19 protein-coding genes are annotated in these 21,843 nt (G+C 67.4%); 12 read left to right on the top strand and 7 right to left on the bottom strand.

The genetic code is table 11. The features are described 5' to 3' along the window. The first annotated feature begins 255 nt into the window (after window positions 1-255). From rpmH to K5L94_RS21900, 6 genes are all read left to right on the top strand, one after another. Window positions 256-396 carry a 50S ribosomal protein L34 gene (gene rpmH, locus K5L94_RS21925; protein ID WP_005411729.1) on the top strand — a complete coding sequence of 47 codons (141 nt, stop codon included), beginning with the start codon at window positions 256-258 and terminating at the stop codon, window positions 394-396. 5 nt (window positions 397-401) lie between these two features. Beyond that, on the top strand, window positions 402-896 hold the full coding sequence (rnpA, locus tag K5L94_RS21920; RefSeq protein WP_006479316.1) for a ribonuclease P protein component: 495 nt from the start codon (window positions 402-404) through the stop codon (window positions 894-896). Beyond that, complete coding sequence (gene yidC / locus K5L94_RS21915; protein WP_274511457.1) at window positions 896-2,611, top strand: membrane protein insertase YidC; 1,716 nt, start codon at window positions 896-898, stop codon at window positions 2,609-2,611. The genes rnpA and yidC overlap by 1 nt, the downstream gene beginning before the upstream one ends. A gap of 164 nt (window positions 2,612-2,775) precedes the next feature. Then, window positions 2,776-5,448: a polysaccharide deacetylase family protein gene (locus K5L94_RS21910; RefSeq protein ID WP_274511456.1), complete on the top strand. Its 2,673-nt coding sequence runs from the start codon at window positions 2,776-2,778 to the stop codon at window positions 5,446-5,448. A 3-nt stretch (window positions 5,449-5,451) separates the two neighbouring features. Further along, on the top strand, window positions 5,452-6,801 hold the full coding sequence (gene mnmE, locus K5L94_RS21905; RefSeq protein ID WP_274511455.1) for a tRNA uridine-5-carboxymethylaminomethyl(34) synthesis GTPase MnmE: 1,350 nt from the start codon (window positions 5,452-5,454) through the stop codon (window positions 6,799-6,801). A 195-nt stretch (window positions 6,802-6,996) separates the two neighbouring features. Then, entirely contained in the window at window positions 6,997-8,112 is a 1,116-nt protein-coding gene (locus tag K5L94_RS21900) for a glycerophosphodiester phosphodiesterase (protein WP_274511453.1), read from the top strand. A 90-nt stretch (window positions 8,113-8,202) separates the two neighbouring features. Here the strand turns inward: K5L94_RS21900 and K5L94_RS21895 are convergent, their stop codons facing one another. Continuing rightward, window positions 8,203-8,973: a rhomboid family intramembrane serine protease gene (locus tag K5L94_RS21895; RefSeq protein ID WP_274511451.1), complete on the bottom strand. Its 771-nt coding sequence runs from the start codon at window positions 8,971-8,973 to the stop codon at window positions 8,203-8,205. Between the two features lie 106 nt (window positions 8,974-9,079). Then, on the bottom strand, window positions 9,080-10,042 hold the full coding sequence (locus tag K5L94_RS21890; protein WP_005411722.1) for a TerC family protein: 963 nt from the start codon (window positions 10,040-10,042) through the stop codon (window positions 9,080-9,082). 290 nt (window positions 10,043-10,332) lie between these two features. On the opposite strand from K5L94_RS21890, the gene K5L94_RS21885 reads away from it, so the two are divergent. Next, window positions 10,333-11,502, top strand: coding sequence for a class I SAM-dependent rRNA methyltransferase (locus K5L94_RS21885; RefSeq protein ID WP_053451213.1), 1,170 nt, complete (start codon window positions 10,333-10,335; stop codon window positions 11,500-11,502). Window positions 11,503-11,626: 124 nt separating this feature from the next. Further along, window positions 11,627-12,862 carry a dipeptidase gene (locus K5L94_RS21880; protein WP_053451212.1) on the top strand — a complete coding sequence of 412 codons (1,236 nt, stop codon included), beginning with the start codon at window positions 11,627-11,629 and terminating at the stop codon, window positions 12,860-12,862. Between the two features lie 73 nt (window positions 12,863-12,935). Here the strand turns inward: K5L94_RS21880 and K5L94_RS21875 are convergent, their stop codons facing one another. From K5L94_RS21875 to K5L94_RS21865, 3 genes are all read right to left on the bottom strand, one after another. Then, window positions 12,936-14,363 (bottom strand): amino acid permease, encoded by a 1,428-nt coding sequence (locus K5L94_RS21875; protein WP_053451211.1) that lies wholly within the window; start codon window positions 14,361-14,363, stop codon window positions 12,936-12,938. A gap of 245 nt (window positions 14,364-14,608) precedes the next feature. Next, on the bottom strand, window positions 14,609-15,238 hold the full coding sequence (gene leuE / locus K5L94_RS21870) for a leucine efflux protein LeuE (RefSeq protein WP_005411716.1): 630 nt from the start codon (window positions 15,236-15,238) through the stop codon (window positions 14,609-14,611). A gap of 15 nt (window positions 15,239-15,253) precedes the next feature. Next, window positions 15,254-16,225: a LysR family transcriptional regulator gene (locus K5L94_RS21865; RefSeq protein ID WP_274511441.1), complete on the bottom strand. Its 972-nt coding sequence runs from the start codon at window positions 16,223-16,225 to the stop codon at window positions 15,254-15,256. A 91-nt stretch (window positions 16,226-16,316) separates the two neighbouring features. Between K5L94_RS21865 and K5L94_RS21860 the strand changes: the two genes are divergently transcribed. After that, entirely contained in the window at window positions 16,317-17,324 is a 1,008-nt protein-coding gene (locus tag K5L94_RS21860; RefSeq protein ID WP_274511439.1) for a zinc-binding alcohol dehydrogenase family protein, read from the top strand. A 40-nt stretch (window positions 17,325-17,364) separates the two neighbouring features. Here K5L94_RS21860 and K5L94_RS21855 read toward each other — a convergent pair whose 3' ends face one another. Further along, window positions 17,365-17,970: a glutathione S-transferase family protein gene (locus K5L94_RS21855; protein ID WP_053451208.1), complete on the bottom strand. Its 606-nt coding sequence runs from the start codon at window positions 17,968-17,970 to the stop codon at window positions 17,365-17,367. A 45-nt stretch (window positions 17,971-18,015) separates the two neighbouring features. Here K5L94_RS21855 and K5L94_RS21850 point away from each other — a divergent pair, with 45 nt between their 5' ends. The 3 genes from K5L94_RS21850 (at window position 18,016) to K5L94_RS21840 (ending at window position 20,726) form a co-directional block, all read left to right on the top strand. Further along, on the top strand, window positions 18,016-19,572 hold the full coding sequence (locus K5L94_RS21850) for a DNA recombination protein RmuC (RefSeq protein ID WP_053451207.1): 1,557 nt from the start codon (window positions 18,016-18,018) through the stop codon (window positions 19,570-19,572). Between the two features lie 71 nt (window positions 19,573-19,643). Further along, a complete protein-coding gene (locus K5L94_RS21845) occupies window positions 19,644-20,042 on the top strand; it encodes a hypothetical protein (protein ID WP_053451206.1) in 399 nt (132 codons plus the stop codon). 138 nt (window positions 20,043-20,180) lie between these two features. Then, on the top strand, window positions 20,181-20,726 hold the full coding sequence (locus tag K5L94_RS21840) for a glutathione peroxidase (RefSeq protein ID WP_053451205.1): 546 nt from the start codon (window positions 20,181-20,183) through the stop codon (window positions 20,724-20,726). 100 nt (window positions 20,727-20,826) lie between these two features. Here the strand turns inward: K5L94_RS21840 and K5L94_RS21835 are convergent, their stop codons facing one another. After that, a complete protein-coding gene (locus K5L94_RS21835; protein ID WP_053451204.1) occupies window positions 20,827-21,843 on the bottom strand; it encodes an MlaA family lipoprotein in 1,017 nt (338 codons plus the stop codon).

Here is a 21,843-nt window from a genome sequence, read left to right as displayed (position 1 = left end):
CAGCAATAATCGTCCGGTGGCCGGGGCGTGGACGCGACAAGGCGCCCAAACACAGGCCGGAAAGGGGGGAAATGGATGGCTCAGACTACCACCGAGCGCCCGCCTTCGGAATGCTTGTCCCCTACTTATTCACAAAAACATCCACAGCTATTGCACAGGGCAGTGAATTGGCGTAGCTGCCAGGGCTTGACTTGGGCCGGGGTACCTCTCTAGAATTTCCGGTTCTTTCCGTCCCATTCATACGAGAGGCCCCCAATGGCCACGAAGCGCACCTACCAGCCCAGCAACCTCAAGCGTAAGCGCGACCACGGCTTCCGTGCCCGTATGAAGACCGCTGACGGCCGCAAGATCCTGTCGCGTCGCCGCGCCAAGGGCCGCAAAGTCCTGAGCGCCTGATTGCCATGCCGCACCTCGCGGCAGACGCAATCCCTTCGACAGTGAATACTGCAGACCCGCGCAAGCGATTCCCTCGCTCTGCGCGGGTTCGCACGCGTGCCGAATACTCAACGGTCTTCAACGGCGCCCGCCGTGTGTCCGATCCGCTGATGACCCTGCACTGGCTGCCGGCTGACCGGCCGGCCAGGCTGGGTCTGGCGGTTTCCCGCAAGGTTGATCCGAACGCCGTCGGGCGTAACCGGATCAAGCGCGTCCTGCGCGACATCCTGCGTCAGACACGTACCGAAATCCAGCCAGGCGACTTCGTCGTCGTGGCTCGTAGTGCTGCGCGTTCCGCCAGCAACGACGAGATCCGCCAGGCCTTCCTGCGCCTGCTGCGTCGCCTGCGTGCATTGCCCACGCCGGGCGTGGACGGCACAATGCCGCCGCCTGATGGCATCGCAACTCCTTCTTTGACCGAGCCGGCATCGCGTCCCGGCCCCGCCGAGCCTGTCCGCTGATGAACCAGACCCGCGTATTCCTCATTTTTGCCTGGCTGATGGTGGCCGTGCTGCTGTGGATGGAGTGGAGCCGTGAAAAGGCTGCTCCGACCCCGGCCCCGACGACCACGTCGGCCCCGGCCGCCGCACAGAGCGTTCCGGGTACAACCCCGGGCGCCATCCCCAGTGCTCAGGTCCCGGGTGCCCCCGGCCAGGCCGCCGTGCAGGCCCAGGCCAGTGCCACCCCGGCCAGCCAGCGCGTGACCGTCACCACCGACGTGCTGCGCCTGGTGCTCGATGGCGGCCGCGTGCTCGATGCCGAGCTGCTGCAGTTCCCGCAGACCAAGGACGAAGGCAGCCCGCCGGTGCGCCTGCTGACCGAAGATCCCGCGCATCCGTACAGCGCGATCAGCGGCTGGGCCAGCGAGGACAAGAACACTCCGGTCCCGGGCGCTGACGGCTTCAAGCTGGTCGGTGACACCAACGACTTCGTGTTGGCCAAGGGCCAGAACGAGCTGCAGATCCCGTTCGTGTGGACCGCCGACAACGGCGTGACCATCAAGCGCACCCTGACCGTCTCGCGCAACGAGTACGCCGTGCGCTTCAAGGACGAAGTCAGCAACACCGGCACCGCGCCGTGGAACGGTTACGTCTACCGCACCCTGGACCGCACCCCGACGATCCTGTCGCGGAGCATGACCAACCCGGACTCCTTCAGCTTCAACGGCGCCACCTGGTACGACAACGACAAGAAGTACCAGCGTCGTGCGTTCAAGGACTACCTGGAAGACGGCACGCTGAACCAGAACATCACCGGCGGCTGGCTGGCGATGCTGCAGCACCATTTCTTCACCGCGTGGATCCCGCAGAAGGACCAGACCGCGCACTACGTGCTGTCGCAGGTGGCCGGTCGTGACCTGATCGAAGCGCGTGGCCCGGCCTTCACCGTGGCCCCGGGCCAGTCCACCAGCACCGAGGCCCGCCTGTGGGTCGGCCCGAAGCTGGTCAACCTGATCGCCAAGGAAGACGTGCCGGGCCTGGACCGCGTGGTCGACTACAGCCGCTTCTCGATGATGGCGGTGATCGGCCAGGGCCTGTTCTGGGTGCTGAACCAGGTGCACAAGCTGGTCGGCAACTGGGGCTGGGCGATTGTCGGCCTGGTGGTGCTGCTGAAGCTGGTGCTGTATCCGTTGTCGGCCGTGCAGTACAAGAGCGGCGCCAAGATGCGTCGCTTCCAGCCGCGCATCGCGCAGCTGAAGGAACGCTATGGCGACGACCGCCAGAAGTTCCAGACCGCGATGATGGAGCTGTACAAGAAGGAAAAGATCAATCCGATGGGCGGCTGCCTGCCGATCCTCATCCAGATGCCGATCTTCTTCGCCCTGTACTGGGTGCTGGTCGAGTCGGTCGAGCTGCGCCAGGCGCCGTGGCTGGGCTGGATCCAGGACCTGACCGCACGCGACCCGTACTTCATCCTGCCGGTCATCAACGTGGCGGTGATGTGGTTCACCCAGAAGCTGACCCCGGCACCGGGCATGGACCCGATGCAGCAGAAGATGATGCAGTTCATGCCGCTGGTGTTCGGCGTCATGATGGCCTTCATGCCGTCCGGCCTGGTGCTGTACTGGGTGGTCAACGGCGGCCTGGGCCTGCTGCAGCAGTGGTGGATGACCAAGCGCCATGGCGGCGATCCGGTCCCGGCCACCACTGCCCCGGCCCCGGTCAAGAAGAAGTAACGCCGACCTGTAGAGTCGACTGTTAGTCGACTGGCGTTGGGGATGGAGCAGTCGACCAAGGTCGACTCTACCCCCCGGTCGATGAAAAGCCCGCCGCAAGGCGGGCTTTTCGCATGCGGCGTTAGAATTCCCGGCACACCGTTCCTCCCACCTTCGAGTCCACCATGCCGCGTGCGCTGTCGTTCCGCCTGTTCCTGCCCTCGCTGTTGTTGACCCTGGCCGTGGCCGGGTGTGGCGACAAGGATGCGAAGGCACCGGCGGCCGCCGTCACCCAGCCCAGCGCGCAGGCCGCCGCCGCCGCCGACCCGGCCGCCACGCCGCTGCTGGCCGCGCTGCAGAAGCAGCTGGACGGCTACCGCCGCATCATCGTGCTGCTGGCCGACGAGGAACAGCAGTCGGCCGCAGACCGCGGTACCTCCACGCGTGTGGGGCAGCAGCTGTTCCACGATGGGCTGGAACAGCGCACGGCCATCGCCGCGCAGTTCGACACCCTGTTGCGCGGTTCCAGCCCGCAGCGCTTCGCCACCCTCGGCACCGTGCTGGACTACATCGAATCGGCACCGGAACTGTTCGATGCCGACCGCCTGGCGTTCCGCGAAGTGCTGCGTGATCTGCACGAACGGGTCGGTACCGATTCGTCGCTGCCGGCGGTGAAACTGCACCAGCGCATCGGCGAAGACCTGGAAGCACTCGATGAAATCGAGCGCAACTACAACCAGGAACTGACCCGGATCTTCAGCCGCTTCGAGCGCACCCGTGCCATCGAACTGAAGCGCGAGAAGTGGGACGACTACATCGCCCACCTGCACAAGGACTACAGCCGCGAAGCGATCCTGCGCGACTACGGGGTGATCGAGCCGTACCCGATGTCGATGAAGGACAGCGACCGCGAGATCTTCGGCCGCGACCTGCCGCCGAAGACCGTGGTGCTGACCTTCGACGATGGCCCGCACAAGGCCTACACCGATGAAGTGGTGGCCATCCTCAAGCGCTACGACGTACCGGGCGTGTTCTTCGAGGTGGGTCGCAACCTGGGCAAGGTCGAGGCGGACGGCAAGGTCAGCCTCGGGCCGATGGCGAAGATCAGCCGCAGCCTGATGGAAGAGGGCTATGCGGTCGGCAACCACAGCCTGACCCACGCCCAGCTGTCGCGCACCACCGGCGACGCGCTGCGCCAGCAGGTACTGGACACCGATACGCTGCTGAAGGACGTCGACAGCAAGCGCGCGCCCCTGTTCCGCTTCCCCTACGGTGCACGCAACGCCGAAGGCCTGCAGCTGCTCAACGAGGCAGGGCTGAAGTCGATCATGTGGAACATCGACTCGATGGACTGGGCCGATCCTGTGCCGGAGTCGATCGTGCAGCGCGTGCTCGACCAGGTGAACAAGGAACAGCGCGGCATCATCCTGTTCCACGACATCCACGACCGTGCGGTGAAGGCGCTGCCGCAGATCCTCGACCGCCTGATCGCCGACGGCTACCAGTTTGCCGGCTGGAACGGCCGCGACTTCACCGTCGCCCGCGCGCGCAAGGGCGCGGCCAGCGACGCCACCGTCACCACCGGCTACGAGAAGTCGTGGGCGATCGTGGTAGGCATCGACAGTTACGCCAAGTGGCCGAAGCTGGAGTACGCCAGCCACGATGCGCAGGCGGTGGCCGACACGCTGACAGGGCAGTTCGGCTTCCCCTCTTCGCAGGTGATCGTGCTGAAGAATGAGCAGGCCACCCGCAACAACATTCTGGCCGCCTTCCACGACCGCCTGGCCGACGACCGCACCGGAAAGAACGACCGCGTGTTCGTGTTCTTCGCCGGCCATGGTGCGACCCGCCAGCTCGCCTCCGGGCGCGACCTTGGCTACATCATCCCGGTGGATTCGGACCCGAAAGAGTTCGCCACCGACGCGATCGCGATGACCGACATCCAGAACATCGCCGAGAGCATGCAGGCCAAGCACGTGATGTTCGTGATGGATGCCTGCTACAGCGGCCTGGGCCTGACCCGGGGTGGCCCGTCGTCGTCGTCGTTCCTGCGCGAGAACGCACGCCGCAGCGCGCGGCAGATGCTGACCGCCGGCGGTGCCGACCAGCAGGTGGCCGATGCCGGCCCGAACGGCCATTCGGTGTTCACCTGGGTGCTGCTGCAGGCGCTGGCCGGCAAGGGTGACCTCAACGGTGATGGCCTGATCACCGGTACCGAGCTGGCCGCGTACGTGGCGCCGGCGGTGTCGGCGGTTTCGCACCAGACCCCGGCCTTCGGCAGCCTGCCCGGTTCGCAGGGCGGCGAGTTCGTATTCCAGGTGCCGGACAGCCAGGAGTTCCTCAACGCCGGTACGCGCCAGCTGACCGCCGATGCGATCGCGTTGAACAACAAGGTCGATGCGGCCAGCGAAGCCAAGGGCAGCCAGGCGCCGGTGACCGTGGCCGACCTGCAGGGCGGCAAGGCCAGGCTGGTGGTGCCCAGTGCCGGCCCGGCCTCGGACCGCCAGCGCGCGCAGCAGGCCAATGACCGTGGCCTGCAGCTGTATCGCGAGAAGCAGTACGACCAAGCCGCTGCCGAGTTCACCGAAGCACTGAAGCTGCGCCCGGACTTCGCGCAGGCGGCGAACAACCTCGGCTTCGTCTACTACCGTCAGCAGCGCTATGCGGAAGCGGCGCGCTGGCTGGAGAACACGCTGAAGATCGACCCGTCGCGCGCGGTGGCCCATCTCAACCTGGGCGATGCCTACTTCAACGCAGGCGACAAAGCCAAGGCCAGGCAGGCCTATACCACCTACCTGGCGCTGCAGCCGCAAGGCAGCGGCGCCGCGCAGGCGCGCGCGCAGCTGGAGAAGCTCTGAGCCATGGACACCACGATCCACACGGACACCATCGTAGCCATCGCCAGCGCGCCCGGTGCCGGGGGCGTCGGCCTGCTGCGCCTGTCCGGCCCGCGCGCGGCGGCCATCGCCAACGCACTGGGTGCGCCTGCACTGCGCCCGCGCCATGCGCATTACGCGCGCCTGCGCGACGCCGACGGTGAGGTGATCGACGATGGCATCGTGCTGTGGTTCCCGGCGCCGAACAGCTTTACCGGCGAAGAAGTGGTGGAACTGCAGGGACACGGCAGCCCGGTGCTGTTGCAGCTGCTGGTCGCGCGCTGCATCGCGCTGGGTGCGCGCCAGGCGCGGCCGGGTGAGTTCAGCGAACGGGCGTTCCTCAACGGCAAGCTCGACCTGGCCCAGGCTGAGGCCATCGCCGACCTGATCGCCGCCGGTGACAACCGTGCCGCGCGCGCTGCACGACGTTCACTGGACGGAGTGTTCTCGCGCCGCATCGAGGCCGTGGTCGAACAGCTGGTGCTGCTGCGCATCCACGTGGAAGCGGCCATCGACTTCGCCGACGAACCGCTGGATACGCTCGGTGGCGCGCAGGTGCGGCGCGGGCTGGAACGGGCGCGCAGCGATCTGGCCCTGTTGCGCCGCGACGCCGAGCGCGGCCGTCGCCTGCGCGATGGCCTGCACGCGGTGCTGATCGGGCCACCGAATGCCGGCAAGAGTTCATTGCTCAATGCGCTGGCTGGCAGCGAGCGAGCGATCGTCACCGACATCGCCGGCACCACCCGCGACACCCTGCGCGAGACGATCCGCCTGGACGGCCTGGAACTGACCCTGGTCGACACCGCGGGACTGCGCGACGGCGGCGATGCCATCGAGCGCGAAGGCATGCGTCGAGCGCATGTGGAAATCGAGCGCACCGACCTCGCATTGATAGTGCTGGATGCGCGGGACCCCACCGCCGGTGAAGCCGCGCTGGGTGACGCCGTGGCCGCGGTGCCGCACAAGGTCTACATCCACAACAAGTCGGACCTGCTGGATGTGCTGCCGGCGCTGGACGATCCGGACCGCGTGTTCGTCTCGGCCGCGACCGGTGCTGGCCTGGATGACCTGCATGCGCGCCTGCGCTCGATTGCGTCGGCCGGTGCAGGGGAGCAGGTGGACGGCGAGTTCTCCGCGCGCACCCGCCACGTCGATGCGATCGAGCGCGCGCAGGAGCATGCGCAGCGCGCCGACGGTGAGCTGTCCCACGAACACCTGGAACTGGCCGCCGAGGAACTGCGGCTGGCCCACGATGCACTGGGCGAGATCACCGGGCAGATGAGTGCCGATGACCTGCTGGGGCGGATCTTCTCCAGCTTCTGCATCGGCAAGTAAGGCCCGGGGCAGATTCCCGAACGGGCTCACGCTCTGGTGGGTGCCAACCTTGGTTGGCACAGGGCATCCGGGGTCATCGACGCCAGCCGGCAGGGCGCCGACCAAGGTCGGCGACTACCGGACGCGTGGGGTCCCCCGCCTGTCACATTGCCGCCGCATACTGACGCTCATCACATACCGCTTGGGGAAGTCGCAGTGAAGTCGTGGGGTTGTGCGTTGCTGTTGTCGCTGGCCGTGGCACCATCGGTGGCCATGAGTGCTGAATCCTCCACCCCGGCCGCACACAAGGTGTCGGTCTATGGCCACCGCGGTGCAAGCGCGCTGCTGCCCGAGCACACCCTGGCCGCCTATGCGCAGGCGATTGCCGATGGCGCCGACTACATCGAACCGGACCTGGTGATGACCAGGGACGGGGTGATGGTCGCCCGCCACGAGAACGAGATCAGCGGCACTACCGACGTTGCCTCGCATCCGGAGTTCGCCAGCCGCCGCACCAGCAAGGTCATCGATGGGCAGAAGGTCGAGGGCTGGTTCACCGAAGACTTCACCCTGGCCGAGCTGAAGACGCTGTACGCGCGCGAGCGCCTGCCGGAACTGCGCAGCACCGCCTATGATGGCCAGTTCCGCATCGCCAGCCTGGACGAGATCCTGGCCTTCCTGGTGCAGCAGGCGGGCCGTGCCAACCGTGGCATCGGCCTGGTGCCGGAGATCAAGCACCCGACCTACTTCCAGTCGATCGGCCTGCCGATGGAAGACAAACTGCTGGCGGCGCTGCGCGGCAATGCCTATACCAACGTCGGCCCGGTCACCATCCAGTCGTTCGAGACCGCCAACCTGCGCTACCTGCGCGGCAAGATCCCGCGCGACAGCAACATCCGCCTGCTGCAGCTGCTGTGGAAGGGCGACACCCAGCCGGCCGACATCGCCAAGGCCGGTGGCAGGCTGACCTACGCACAGATGATGACCCCGGCCGGCCTGAAGGACATCGCCGTGTACGCCGACAGCATCGGCCCGGAGCTGCGCTCGATCATTCCGCTGGATGACAAGGGCGCGCTGGGCACGCCCACTTCGCTGGTGCGCGACGCACATGCGGTGGGCCTGATGGTGATCCCGTACACCTTCCGCCCGGAGAACCACTTCCAGGCCAGCAACCTGCGCAAGGGTGCCGACAATGCACGCAACGCCGAGGGTTCGATCGCCGAGATGCGCGCGTACCTGGCCACCGGCATCGATGCCTTCTTCACCGACGACCCGGCACTGGGCCGGCAGGCGGTGGATGGGATGGGCAGGGCGGGGAACGCGGCCAACTGATCCGTCCGATCGCCGAATGTCGTGCGGTAGTGGCCAACCTTGGTTGGCCCCATGGGAACAGCGCCGACCAAGGTCGGCATCTACCACACCTCAGCCGCGCGGATCGTCCGGCCGCCGGAATGGAATCACCACGTAGTCCTGGCCCTCGCGTGGCTGCCACAGCACCGGCACGCGCTGCGGTGACGGCGGCTCCAGCTCGTCGTCGGCCAGCGCTTCTGCCTCATCCTCTTCGTCTTCCCAGCTGTAGCGCTGGCGCGGCGGCAGGGGGTCGGCATTGCGGAACAGCAACGCGGCAATGATGCCGGCGAAGGCGCCGCCCATGTGCGACTGCCACGACACGCCGTCGGCGTGCGGCAGGACGGTCATCAGCATGCCGCCGTAGAACAGCATGCCGATCAGGCCGGTGGCGATCGCCGCGCGGTCGCGACGCAGCAGGCCGAGGCTGGCGAGCAGGAACATCAGGCCGTGGGTCACGCCACTGGCGCCCAGGTGCACGCTGCCCGGATTGCCCAGCATCCAGGCACCCAGGCCCGAGCCCAGCCACAGCAGGGGCAGGGCGCGCACGGTGGCTTTTGGATAGACGCTGCCGGCCAGGGTGCCGAGGATCAGGATGGCGATGCTGTTGGCGGCGATGTGCTCGACCGAGGCATGCAGCATCGGGCCACCGACCAGGCCGAGCAGGCCCTTGGCTTCCAGCGGCGCTACCGCCCAGGGGCGCCAGTCGAACGTGCCCTGCAGGGCGAACACGGCCACCAGCACCAGCACGGCGGCCAGGCTGACATTGAACGCCCGCAGGATGCGCGAGTGGTCATTGCGGGGGGCCGGTACGTCGCCGGCGGGCAGGGGCGCGTTGTTGTCCATACCTCAGCAATGGCGGTGGTTGCCGCGAAACCAAGGCCGCCGCGGCGGGAGAGTGGAGACGGCCGGCGGGACAATCCCGCCGGCCGTGCCGTTCAGCGATTCAGCTTCAGGCGTGGCCCGATCCTTCCTTCGGCGGGTACTTCAGGCTCAGCACCACGGTGGCGGCGATGATCACCGCGACCACGCCCAGCGACACCGGGGTCGGGATCTTGAACAGGTCGATGATCATCATCTTGATGCCGATGAAGCCCAGCACCAGCGCCAGGCCATACGGCAGCAGGTGGAAGCGGTCGGCCATGCCGGCCAGCAGGAAGAACATCGCGCGCAGGCCCAGCACCGCGAACACGTTGGAGGTGAGCACGATGAACGGGTCGGTGGTGATCGCGAAGATCGCCGGGATGCTGTCCACGGCGAAGATCACGTCGGTGACCGCGATCAGGATCAGTACCGCGAACAGCGGGGTGAACCAGCGCACGCCATCGCGCTTCACGCTCAGCGCGTTGCCGGCGTAGTCCGGCAGCAGGCGCAGGTGCTTGCGCATCCAGCGCAGGGCCGGATTGGTCTCCAGATCGGGCTCCTGGCCGGCGGCGAACCACATCTTCCAGCCGGTGAACAGCAGGAAGGCACCGAACACGTAGAGCAGCCAATGGAACTGGCTGATCAGCACGCTACCAGCGAAGATCATGATCGTACGCAGCACGATCGCACCCAGGATGCCGATGATCAGCACCTTCTGGCGCTGCTCCTCCGGCACCGCGAAGTAGCTCATGATCATCAGGAAGACAAAGATGTTGTCGACCGCCAGCGCCTTCTCGACCAGGTAACCGGTCAGGAATTCGAGGCCGACCTTGTTGGCCACGACCTGGCCGGCGGTCTCATTCAGGTAGTACCAGAGGCCGGCGTTGAACAGCAGGGCCAGCGCGACCCAGCCGATCGACCACCACAGGGCCTCCTTGAAGGTGACCTTGTGCGGTCCACCATGGCGCATCAACACGAGGTCGACCAGCAGGGCGATGACCACCACCGCTGCGAAGCCGCCCCACAACCACACGTTACCGATCGTCTGCATTGGGAATGTCCGTTGGAAAGATGAATGCCAGGCCGGACGGCGAGGATCTGCAACGGAGGATCGGGAGGGGATCCAGGGACAGAGCTTCGCCAGTACGGCGAAGGTCTCGCTCGCAGTTCCAATGGCTGGAACTGCCGTTGCACCGGAGCCTGCGGGCTCGAATTGACGGCGACAACGTCTGGGAGCTACTCCCCTTCTGGCGCCGATTCTGCCGTCTGCCCGGGCCGCCGTCAATTGCCGCGCCCGTGCTGGATTTCCGGCCCCCGCCGCCCCCCGGCTACAATGGGCGGATGAATACCCCCCTTCCGATTGTCCGCCTCAAGAACGCGTGGCGTTCCAGCCACCCGTGGATCTTCCAGAAACTGGTCGAGAAGCCGACCGTCCGGCCCAAGCCCGGTTCCATCGTCGACGTGGTCGGCATCGATGGCGAGTTCATTGGCCGGGGGTTCTACAACGGGCATTCGCGCATTGCCGTGCGCATCCTCGAAACCGACCCGAACGTGCCGGTCGATGCCGGCTGGTTCTCGCGCAAGATCGCCCAGGCGGTGTCGCTGCGCCGTGAGGTGCTGAAGCTCGATGCGGTGTCCGACGCCTGGCGCGTGGTGCACAGCGAAGGCGACGGCCTGTCCGGCCTGGTGGTCGACCGCTACGGCGACCTGGTGGTGGTCGAATTCTTCGCCGCCGGCATGTTCCGCCACCGCGAGTGGATCTACGACGCGCTGCGCGAGCAGTTCCCCGGCTGCCGCTTCCACAGCTTCGCCGACGAGCACGTGCAGAAGCAGGAAAGCTTCGACTTCCACGGCAATACCACCACCGAAGCGTCGGTGATCACCGAGTACGGCATCAAGTTCCGCGCCGACCCGGCCGGTGCGCACAAGACCGGTTTCTTCGCCGACCAGCGCGAGAACCGCGAGTGGCTGAGCCAGCAGGTGGAAGGCAAGAGCGTACTCGACCTGTGCTGTAACACCGGCGGTTTCGCGGTGTACGCGGCCGCGCGCGGCGCTTCTGAGGTGGTCGGCATCGACATCGATGAAGACGTGATCCAGATCGCCAAGGGCAATTCGCGCCTGAACAACGTGCGTCCGAAGTTCATCCAGTCCGACATCTTCCCGTGGCTGCGTGATGCCGCCAACCGCGGCGAGCAGTACGACGTGGTGATCCTGGACCCGGCGAAGATGACCCGCGACCGCGACCAGGTGATCACCGCGCTGAAGAAGTACCTGGACATGAACAAGCTGGCGCTGGGCGTGGTCAAGCCCGGTGGCCTGTTCGCCACGTTCTCTTGCACCGGCCTGGTGGCCGAGGACCAGTTCCTCGACATGCTGCGCCGCGCCGCCTATTTCTCCGGCCGCACGATCCAGATCCTGAAGGTCGCCGGCGCCGGTCCGGACCATCCGTTCATGGCCCATGTGCAGGAATCGCGCTACCTGAAGGCGGTGTTCTGCCGCGTGGTGGATTGATGCCTGCGTGTAGAGTCGAGCCATGCTCGACTCGCGGTGCCTGATCAGTCGAGCATGGCTCGACTCTACAAATCAGCGGGCCGCAGCGCTATGGTCGGGCTCTTCCCAATGCCGGTGAGAGCCCATGCCTTCGTTGCGCCACCTGTCCGTCGTGCTTGCCCTGGCGCTGTGCGCGCCGCTGTCCGCCCACGCCGTTGAGTTCAGCGCGCAGGAGCTGGCCCGTGCCAAGGCGCTGCAACAGCGCCTGGTCACTCTCGACAGCCATCTGGATACGCCGGCCAACTTTGGTCGCAGCGGCTTCGACATCGAGCAGCGCCACGACCGCAATGCGCTTTCGCAGGTGGACTACCCGCGCATGGTCGAAGGCGCGTTGGACGGCGGCTTCTGGGCGATCTACACCGACCAGGGCGACCGCAGCGCCGCCGCACACCTGGCCGAGCGTGACCACGGCCTGCAGCGGTTGCTGGAAATCCGCGAGATGCTGGCGGCCAATCCCGAGCGCTTCGCGCTGGCGCTGACCGCCGATGATGCGGCACGGATCAAGGCCGCCGGCAAGCGCGTGGTCTACATCAGCATGGAAAACGCCAGCCCGCTGGTGGAAGACCCGAGCCTGCTTTCGTTCTACCACCGCGCCGGCCTGCGCCTGCTCAGCACCGTGCATTTTGCCAACAACGAGTTCGCCGATTCGGCCACCGATCCCAAGGGGGCGGAGTGGAAAGGCCTGAGCCCGGCCGGCAAGGAGCTGGTGCGGCAGGCGGTGAAGCTGGGCATCGTGATCGACCAGTCGCATGCCTCCGACGCGGTGTTCGACGACCTGCTGGCGATGATGCCGGTGCCGTTCGTGCTCTCGCACAGCTCGGCCAAGGCGGTCTACGACCACCCGCGCAATCTGGACGATGCACGCCTGCGCAAGCTGGCCAAGGCGGGCGGCGTGATCCAGGTGAATGCCTACGGTGGCTACCTGATCGACACCGGCAAGACACCGGAGCGCAAGCAGGCCGAAGAAGCGCTGAGCAAGCAGCTGGGCGGCTGGGAAGGGATGGGGATCGAGCAGGGTGTTGCCCTGCTGAAGGCCGAGCAGGCGCTGGATCACGAGCACCCGGTGCGCCATGCCAGCCTGGACGACTTCTTCGCCCACTTCGAGCACATTCTCAAGGTGGTTGGCCCCGAGCATGTGGGGATCGGCCTGGACTGGGATGGCGGCGGCGGCCTGAGCGACCTGCCCGATGTCAGCCAGCTGCCGAAGATCACCGCCTGGCTGCTGCGCAAGGGCTACACCGAGCAGCAGATTGCCGGCATCTGGGGCGGCAACCTGCTGCGGGTGATGCGCCAGGCGCAGGATTACGCCGCGGGCAAGTAGAGTCGAGCCATGCTCGACTGCTTCCGGTAGGAACCGCGCGAGTCGAGCATGGCTCGACTCTACAAAGCGGCCCTTATTTCGCGATCAGCGCATGGCGACGGCTGTACAGGAAGTACAGCACCAGGCCGGCCACGTTCCACAGCAGGAAGTACAGCTGGGTGCGGTGCGGCAGGCTGATGAACAGGTAGATGCAGCCCAGCGCCGCCAGCGGGCCGACCACGAAGGCCAGCGGGGTGCGGAAGGTGCGCTCGCGGTTCGGTTCGCGCAGGCGCAGCACCACCAGGCAGATGCCCACCGCGGTGAACGCGGCCAGGGTACCGGCGTTGGCCAGCGCGGCGATCTCGTCCAGGCGCGCCACACCGGCCAGCGCCGACACCACCACCGCGGTGAACAGCGTGGTCGCCACCGGCGTGCCAGTACGGGCGTTGACCTTGGACAGCCCGCGCGGCAGCAGGCCATCGCGGCTCATCACGAAGAAGATGCGGCTCTGACCGTACAGGAAGGCCAGCAGCACGGTCGGCAGGGCGATGATCGCGATCACGCCGATCACCATCGCCGCGGTCGGGTGGCCCAGCTGGCGCATGATCAGGGCCAGCGGCTCGGCGCTGTGGCCGAACACCGCGTAGCTCATCGCACCGACTGCCGCCAGCGCCACCAGCACGTAGACGATGGTGCAGCCGATCATCGAACCGATGATGCCGATCGACAGGTCGCGGCCCGGGTTCTTGGTTTCCTCGGCGGCGGTGGAGATCGCATCGAAGCCGTAGAAGGCGAAGAAGATGATTGCCGCCGCTGCCATCACGCCGTGCTCGACGCCATCGGGGCCGATCGACTTGGCGAAGCCGTAGGGCATGAACGGCTGCAGGTTGGCGCTGTCGAAGGCGGGCAGGGCGACGGCGACGAAGATGGCCAGCGCGATCAGCTTGAACACCACCAGGATGGCGTTGAGGGTGGCGCTCTCCTTGGTGCCGGCCATCAGCATGCCGGCCACCAGCCAGGTGATGACGATCGCCGGCAGGTTGATCATGCCGCCTTCCACGTGCGGGCCGGCGGCAAGCCAGGCCGGCAGGTGCACGTTCCAGCCGAACTGGGTGTGCACCCATTCCAGGAAGCCGACGAAGTAGCCGGACCAGCCCACTGCCACCGTACTCACCACCAGCGAGTACTCCAGGATCAGGCTCCAGCCCACCACCCAGGCGAACACCTCGCCCAGCGCACTGTAGCTGTAGGTGTAGGCGCTGCCGGCGGCCGGCATCATCGTCGACAGCTCGGCATAGGACAGCGCCGCGCAGGCGCAGACCGCGCCGGCGATGGCGAAGGAGATCAGCACGGCCGGGCCGGCCAGGTTGGCGCCGACGCCGATCAGCGTGTAGATGCCGGTACCGACGATGGCGCCGATGCCCAGCGCGATCAGGTGTGGCCAGCTGAGCGTGGGGATCAGACGCCTGCCGGCTTCGTGGACGGTGACGGAATCTAGGGACTTGCGCCGGAACAGGGACATGCAGGCCTCGGAAGGGGTGACTAAGAACGACAAGTTCCCGAGTGTGACCGAACGCAGCGCAGCATTACCACTGACGGGGGTCGTGCATGTGTTGAATGCGTCAGCGATGGTGGCTCGCCATCAGCTGAAGTGACGAAATCAGCACAATTGCGGGCAAAAATCGAATTCGTCCGAGGGCCCTCCGGTCGGCAGAGCCGATTCAGCGGGCGGGCGTCCAGCGCAGTGGGGTCAACGGGTCGGCCGGTTCAACCATTCAGCCCCAGGCGGATACCGAACCCCACCAGGAACAGGCCGGCCACGCGGCGCAGTGCGTCGCTGATCCGCGGGTGCTGGATCAGGCGGCGACGGGCCAGGTTGCCCACGCCGATCAGCATCGAGCAGTAGGCGATGCTGACCACCAGGATGATCCCGGCCAGTGCCGCGAAGGTGGCGATGCCCTGGTGCGCCTTCGGGTCGATGAACAACGGCAGGAACGCCATGTAGAACAGGATCGCCTTCGGATTGAGCAGGCTGACCAGAATGGCCTGCTGGAAGTAGCGGCCCGGCTGCATGCGGATCGGCCCGGCGTCACCCCCTTCGTGCTTCGGGGTCCGCAGCAGGCTGATGCCGACCCACACCAGGTAGGCCGCACCGAGGTACTGCACGGCATGGAACACCAGCGGATTGGCCTTCAGCAGTGCGGCCACGCCGGCCAGGGCCAGCCACATCAGGATCTGGTCGCCGACCAGCAGGCCGGCCAATGCGGTGTAGCCGCCACGCACGCCGCCACGGCCGGTGGCGGTCAGCAGGGTGAAGGTACCGGGGCCGGGCAGGGCGAGGAACACCAGCACGGCGACCAGAAACGTCCACAGGTCCTGGATGCCCATCCACGGCATGGCGGTGTCCTCTTGTTACGGGGGGCCGCCATTGTCGGCCAGCGCCGCGCTTGGCGACAGAGGGCTGGCGGGGCCGCCGGGCATGCCAGACAGCAGCGGTTGCAGGTGCTGGCGCAGCTGCGCGTGCAGCTGCCGCACCGCCGGCGAGAACTGCTTGCGATGCGGGCACACCAGCTGCAGCGGAATGCTGCTGCCAACGCCGTCGAGCAGCAGCTGCAGGCGCCCGGCCTGCACATCCTCGCGCAGGTCCAGCCAGGACTTGTAGGTGATGCCTTCGCCGGCCACGGCCCAGCGCCGCACCACATCGGCGTCGTCGCAGACCAGCGGACCGCGCACCGGAATCACGCTGCGGCGCCCTTCGACGTCGAATGACCAGCGATCGTAGGCGCGGCCACTGAGCTGGTAGACCAGGCAATCATGCTCACGCAGGTCCTCCAGACGGCCGGGTGTGCCGCGCCGCTGCAGGTAGTCGGGCGAGGCCGCGAGCACACGCCGGTTGCCTTCCAGCAGGGGCAGCGCGACGTAGTTGGCGTCGTCGAAGTGGCCGATGCGGATCGCTACGTCGACGGGATCGCGGAACACATCAGCGACTTCGTCGGACAGGCGCAGGTGCAGCCGCAGCCGCGGATGCGCGGCGCGGAAGGCGCTCAGCCAGGGCAGCAGCAGGTTGCGGCCGAAGTCCGACGGCGCCGACAGCTGCAGGGTGCCGTGCAGCTCGGTGTCCTCGCCCTGCACGCGCGCCTGGCCCTCGCGCAGGGTGGCCAGCACCTCCTGCGCATACGGCAGGTACAGCGCACCCTCGCCGGTCAGGCGCAGGCTGCGGGTGGTGCGCACGAACAGGCGCAGGTCCAGCTTGCGCTCCAGCCGCGCCACGGCGGCCGCGACCTGGCCGGGCAGCAGATCGGCCTCGCGCGCGGCCTGCGAGAAACTGCCCAGCGCAGCCGTGCGGACGAACAACTGCAGGTCGTCGAAACGGATCATTTTCATTGCCGGAGTGAAAGTGCTGCCCGATTCTGCGCCTTTCTGTGGGAGCGCGCGCGGCGCAACCTGTCGCCTCCTTCCCCACTGGACCGCTGCCATGCGCGCCATTGCCTACACCCAAGCCGGCCTGCCGATCGATGATGCCCAGGCCCTGATCGATATCGAACTGGAGCTGCCGCAGCCCGGCCCGCGTGACCTGCGCGTCGCCGTGCGCGCGGTGGCGGTCAATCCGGTCGACACCAAGGTGCGCCGCGGCGTGGCCACCGATGGCCCGCGCGTGCTCGGTTGGGATGCGGTCGGCATCGTCGACGCGGTGGGCAGCGAGGTGACCCTGTTCCAGCCTGGCGATGCGGTCTACTACGCCGGCGTGATCGACCGCCCCGGCAGCAATGCGGAGTACCAGCTGGTGGACGAGCGCAGCGTCGGCCGCAAGCCGGCCAGTCTCGACGATGCCGCCGCCGCGGCGCTGCCGTTGACCGCGATCACCGCCTGGGAACTGCTGTTCGACCGCCTGCGCATCGCCGAGGGCGGCGGCGAAGGCCAGACCCTGCTGGTGATCGGCGCTGCCGGTGGCGTCGGATCAATCCTGGTGCAGCTGGCGCGGAAGCTGACCAAGCTGACGGTGATCGGCACCGCCTCGCGCCCGGATACCCAGGACTGGGTGTATGCGATGGGGGCGCACCATGTGATCGACCACAGCCTGCCGCTGGCCGAGGGCCTGGCGCGGCTGGGCATCAGCGAGGTGCAGCACGTGGCCAGCCTGACCCATTCCGATCAGCACTACTCGCAGATCGTGGAGCTGCTGGCGGCGCAGGGACAGCTGGGGCTGATCGATGATCCCGGCCAGGTCGATGTGATGGCGCTCAAGCGCAAGGCGTTGTCCCTGCACTGGGAGTCGATGTTCACCCGCCCGCTGTACAAGACCGCGGACATGCAGCGCCAGCACGACCTGTTGAACCGGGTGGCCGAGCTGATCGACGCCGGCGTGTTGCAGACCACGCTGGGCGAGCACTTCGGGCGCATCGACGCGGCCAACCTGCGGCGCGCGCATGCGCTGCTGGAGAGCCATCGCGCCAAGGGCAAGATCGTGCTGGAAGGCTGGTAAGGCCGGGTCGTTCCCGCGCCCTTGGGGCCAGATCCCTGCCTCAGGCCACGCCGTTGTCGACGTGTTCGGCAAAACCGGGTTGCTGGCGCAGGCGTTCGAACCAGGCCCCCACGTTCGGCAGCGCAGGCGTGCTGCCGGGCGTGCTGCGCCAGCGCTGGGTCGACAGGCCCAGCACGACATCGGCGAGGGTGAAGGTGTTGCCCGCCACGTAGCTGTCCGTAGCGGCGAGCTGCGCATCAAGCACGCCCATCAATCGATTCCACTGCACCAGGCTGGCCTCGGCGCGGGCATCATCCGGGTAGTCCGGGTGTTGCCGCACCCGGGCCATGAACACGTGGCGCCAGGCGCTGTTGAGGTCGCTGGCCTGCCAGTCCATCCACTGCTCGACGCGGGCCCGCGCCTGAGTGGTGGCGGGCAGCAGGTCGTCGCGCCCGGCGCGTGTGGCCAGGTAACGGCAGATGCTGTTGGACTCCCACAGCACGAAGCCGCCGTCGCGCAGTACCGGTACCTGCCGGTTCGGGTTCAGCGTGGCCAGCAGGTCCGGCGCCGGCGCCGGTTCGTGATGCAGCGGCAGGTCAAGCCCGGCGCACAGCCACAGGACCTTGCGGACATTGATCGAGGTGGGCTTTCCGTACAGAGCGAGCATGGTCCTGACGCAGCGGCTGAGACTCGGCCAGCCTACACTTGCCACATGCAAACCGAATTCCTGCTCATCGGCGGCCTTCTATTGGCCGTGCTCATCCTGCAGCTGGTCGCCCTGCTGCGCCGCCCGCCGCATGACCGGCTGGAACAGGCCGTACGCGAGGAGGCCCGCTCCGGGCGCAGCGAACTGCGCGAGCAGCTCGATGGCTTCGCCCGCGCGCTGACCGACCTGTCCACCCGCACCGACCAGCGCCTGGACCTGCTGCGCGAAGCGCTGGGCGAAGACGCCCGCAAGGCGCGCGCCGAGGCCGCCGACAGCCAGCAGCGTGGCGCGGCGCTGATGGGGCAGCGCCTGCAGGAACTGCGCGGCCAGCTGGAAACCTTTGGCCAGCAGCAGGAGGCACGCATCCACGCCTTCGGCCAGCAGTTGCAGGAGCTCACCGCGCGCACCGATACCCAGCTCGGTGCACTGCGCCAGACCCTGGTGGACGACGCGCGCAAGGGCCGCGAGGAAGGCGCGCAGTCGCAGCAGCGCCTGACCGAGAGCCTGGGCCTGCGCCTGCAGGAACTGACCCAGCGCAACGAGCAGCGCATCGCCGAGATGCGCACCACGCTGGAAGAACAGCTGCGCGCGCTGCAGAACGACAACGCGCAGAAGCTGGAGCAGATGCGCCACACCGTCGATGAGAAGCTGCAGTCGACGCTGGAAACGCGGCTGGGCAATTCCTTCAAGCTGGTCTCCGAGCGCCTTGAGCAGGTGCAGCGTGGCCTTGGCGAGATGCAGCAGCTGGCCACCGGCGTGGGCGACCTCAAGCGCGTGCTCACCAACGTCAAGAACCGCGGCAGCTGGGGCGAAGTGCAGCTGGAGAACATCCTCGAGCAGACCCTGACCCAGGAGCAGTACGCGCGTGCGGTGAAAGTGCGTCCGGACAGCGGTGAAATGGTCGATATCGCGGTGCGCCTGCCGGGCCGCAGCAGCGACGACACGCCGGTGTGGCTGCCGATCGACTCCAAGTTCCCGCGCGAGGACTACGAACGTCTGCTCGATGCGCAGGAGCAGGGCGATGCCGAGGGCGTGCGGCTGCAGGGCATCCAGCTTGAACGCGCGGTGCGCGTGCAGGCCAAGTCGATCTGCGACAAGTACATCGCGCCGCCGCATACCACCGACTTCGCGGTGATGTTCCTGCCCACCGAAGGCCTGTATGCCGAGGTGATCCGGCGCCCCGGCCTGGTCGACCTGCTGCAGCGCGAGCATCGCGTGGTGGTGGCCGGGCCGACCACGGTCACCGCGCTGCTCAACAGCCTGCAGATGGGTTTCCGCACGCTGGCCATCGAACAGCGCTCCAGCGAGGTGTGGAGCCTGCTGGGCGCGGTGAAGAGCGAGTTCGGCAAGTTCGCCGGCATCCTCGAGAAGGCCGAAAAGCAGATCACCACCGTCGGCCGCAGCATCGGCGAGGCCAGCCGCAAGACGCGCACCATCGAGCGCCGCCTGCGCGGCGTGGAATCGCTGGCTGCCGAACAGGCGCAGTCGCTGCTGGGCGACCTGGCCGAGGGGGACGCCACGGGAGAGGCCGAGGACGAGGGCAGCGACGGCGAGGAGGCCTGAGCCGCGCTGACACGCCGCCTGCATCGTCGGTGCGTATGCTGGCGGCCTGTCCGTTTCGATCAGGTATCGCCATGCGCCTGCGCTTCTATACCAGTCTTGTCCTGACCGTGCTGCTTTCCGCCTGCAGCAGCGCGCCACCGGTCGTGGCCACGGCGGGGCAGGCCGGCGCGGCCGCCACGCCCGAAGCCACCGAGGCCTACCGCGAAGCACGCGACGTCGACTGCCAGGCCGCCGGCGGCACCCTGCAGCGGCTGGGCCGCCTGCAGCGCGAGCAGTGCGTGATTCCCTATGCCGATGCCGGCAAGGCCTGCAGCGGCAAGAGCGACTGCACCGGCCAGTGCCTGGCCGGGGGGGAGGTGGCCGCTGGCAGCGCCACCACCGGTACCTGCCAGCGTGATGCCAGCCAGAACTTTGGTTGCCGCCAGCGCATCGAGGACGGCAAGGCGCAGGGCACGATCTGCGTGGACTGATCGTAGTGCCGGCCGCTGGCCGGCAACCGCATGAACCGCTGGGAACGATCGCAGCATTGCCGGCCGGCGGCCGGCACTACCGGCATCGCACGGCGCTATGCTGGTGGGCCATTCCCCGCTGTAGCCGGAGCCCCCCGCGTGAGCACTTCGATCCAGGACATTTCCCTCACCACCATCGACGGCCAGCCGTCCTCGCTTGCCGACTACCGGGGCAAGGTGCTGCTGCTGGTCAACGTCGCCTCCAAGTGCGGCCTGACCCCGCAGTACGAAGGCCTGCAGGCGCTGTATGCGGAAAAGCATGCACAGGGCCTGGAAGTGCTGGGCTTCCCGGCCAACAACTTCCTCGGCCAGGAGCCGGGCAGCGAGGCGGAAATCCAGCAGTTCTGCCAGCTCACCTACGATGTCAGCTTCCCGATGTTCTCCAAGATCAGCGTGGCCGGCGACGACGCCCACCCGCTGTACCAGCAGCTGACCGCCGCACAGCCGCAGTCGATCGGTGAAGGCCCGTTGCGCGAGCGCCTGGCCAGCAAGGAGATTCCGATTCATCCAGCACCGGCGGTGCTGTGGAACTTCGAGAAATTCCTGGTCGGCCGCGACGGCAAGGTCGTCGCACGCTTTGCCCCGGACGTGGCCGCCGACGATGCGCGCCTGCGCGAGGCCATCGAGGCGGCGCTGGCAGCTTGAGGGACGCGTGCCAACCAGGGTTGGCACCTACCGGAAAGAAACGTCGCCGGAAAAGAAAAACCCCGCCGAGGCGGGGTTTTTCATGCAGCGATGAAACAACTCAGTGGGTCCACTGCGGCATCGGCATCGCATCGACCGGGATCGGCGAATTGGCATCGTCATGGCCACGGTCGCGCTTGCTGCGCAGGTCGTTCTCGATCTGGTAGTTGCGGCGCTGCATCCACGCATCGCGGACCAGCGAGTACTCGTCCACCGCGGTGTCGCGCAGGTCGTCGATCGCCAGCAGCTGCGCGCGGGTATCGACCAGCTGCAGGCCCTGCAGGCCGATGCGGACCTTGTCTTCTTCGATGCGGCGGATCGGCGACAGCGGGATGTCACCGGCCAGGCCGAACACATCACGCACGGTACGCGGGCCGAAGAACGGCAGTTCCACGTACCGCGAGCGACGCCAGCCCCACACGCCCAGGGTCTGGCCGAAGTCTTCATTGCGACGTGGCACCATCGCCTTGCTGGCCGGATCGAACAGGCCGCCGATACCCAGCGTGCTGTTCATCAGGAAGCGGCCCAGGCTGTCCCATGCATCGGCCCCGCGGCCCTGCAGCAGCTGGTTGGTGATGGTCACCGGCGCACGCAGGTTGCTGAAGAAGTTGCTGACGCCGGTACGGGCGAAGCGCGGCACCACATGGGTATAGGCGGTCGCCAGCGGACGGGCGATGCCGCGGTCGACCGCGTTGTTGAAGGTATGCACCTTGCGGTTGAACGGTTCCCACGGATCGTAGGCCGCCGCGTTGGTGGTATTGCCGGCGCCGCCATAGAGGGCGTCGAAATCATCGTCGCCGCCGGGTGCGGTGGCTGCTGCGGTGTTCGCTGCATTGCCATCAACGGGCGCTGCCGGAGTGGCCGGCGATGGGGCCGTGGCAACCGGCGCCTGCGCCGCCGGAGCGGCCACGGCAGGGTCGACCGTTCCGCCATCGGCAACTGCAGAGGGGGCTTCGGCAGCGGCATTGGCCGGAACCACGGTGCTGGCCACCGGTGCATCACTGCGTGCGGGCTTGCCGGCGCAGGCGGTCAGGGCGGTGGCCAGGACGATCAGGGGGAGAGTGCGTACGACGTTCAT

It is taken from the genome of Stenotrophomonas forensis (genome assembly GCF_028752115.1).
GTDB lineage: Bacteria > Pseudomonadota > Gammaproteobacteria > Xanthomonadales > Xanthomonadaceae > Stenotrophomonas > Stenotrophomonas forensis.
The sequence above is the reverse complement of the archived record's forward strand: the minus strand, read 5'-3'. Positions and strand labels throughout refer to the sequence as shown.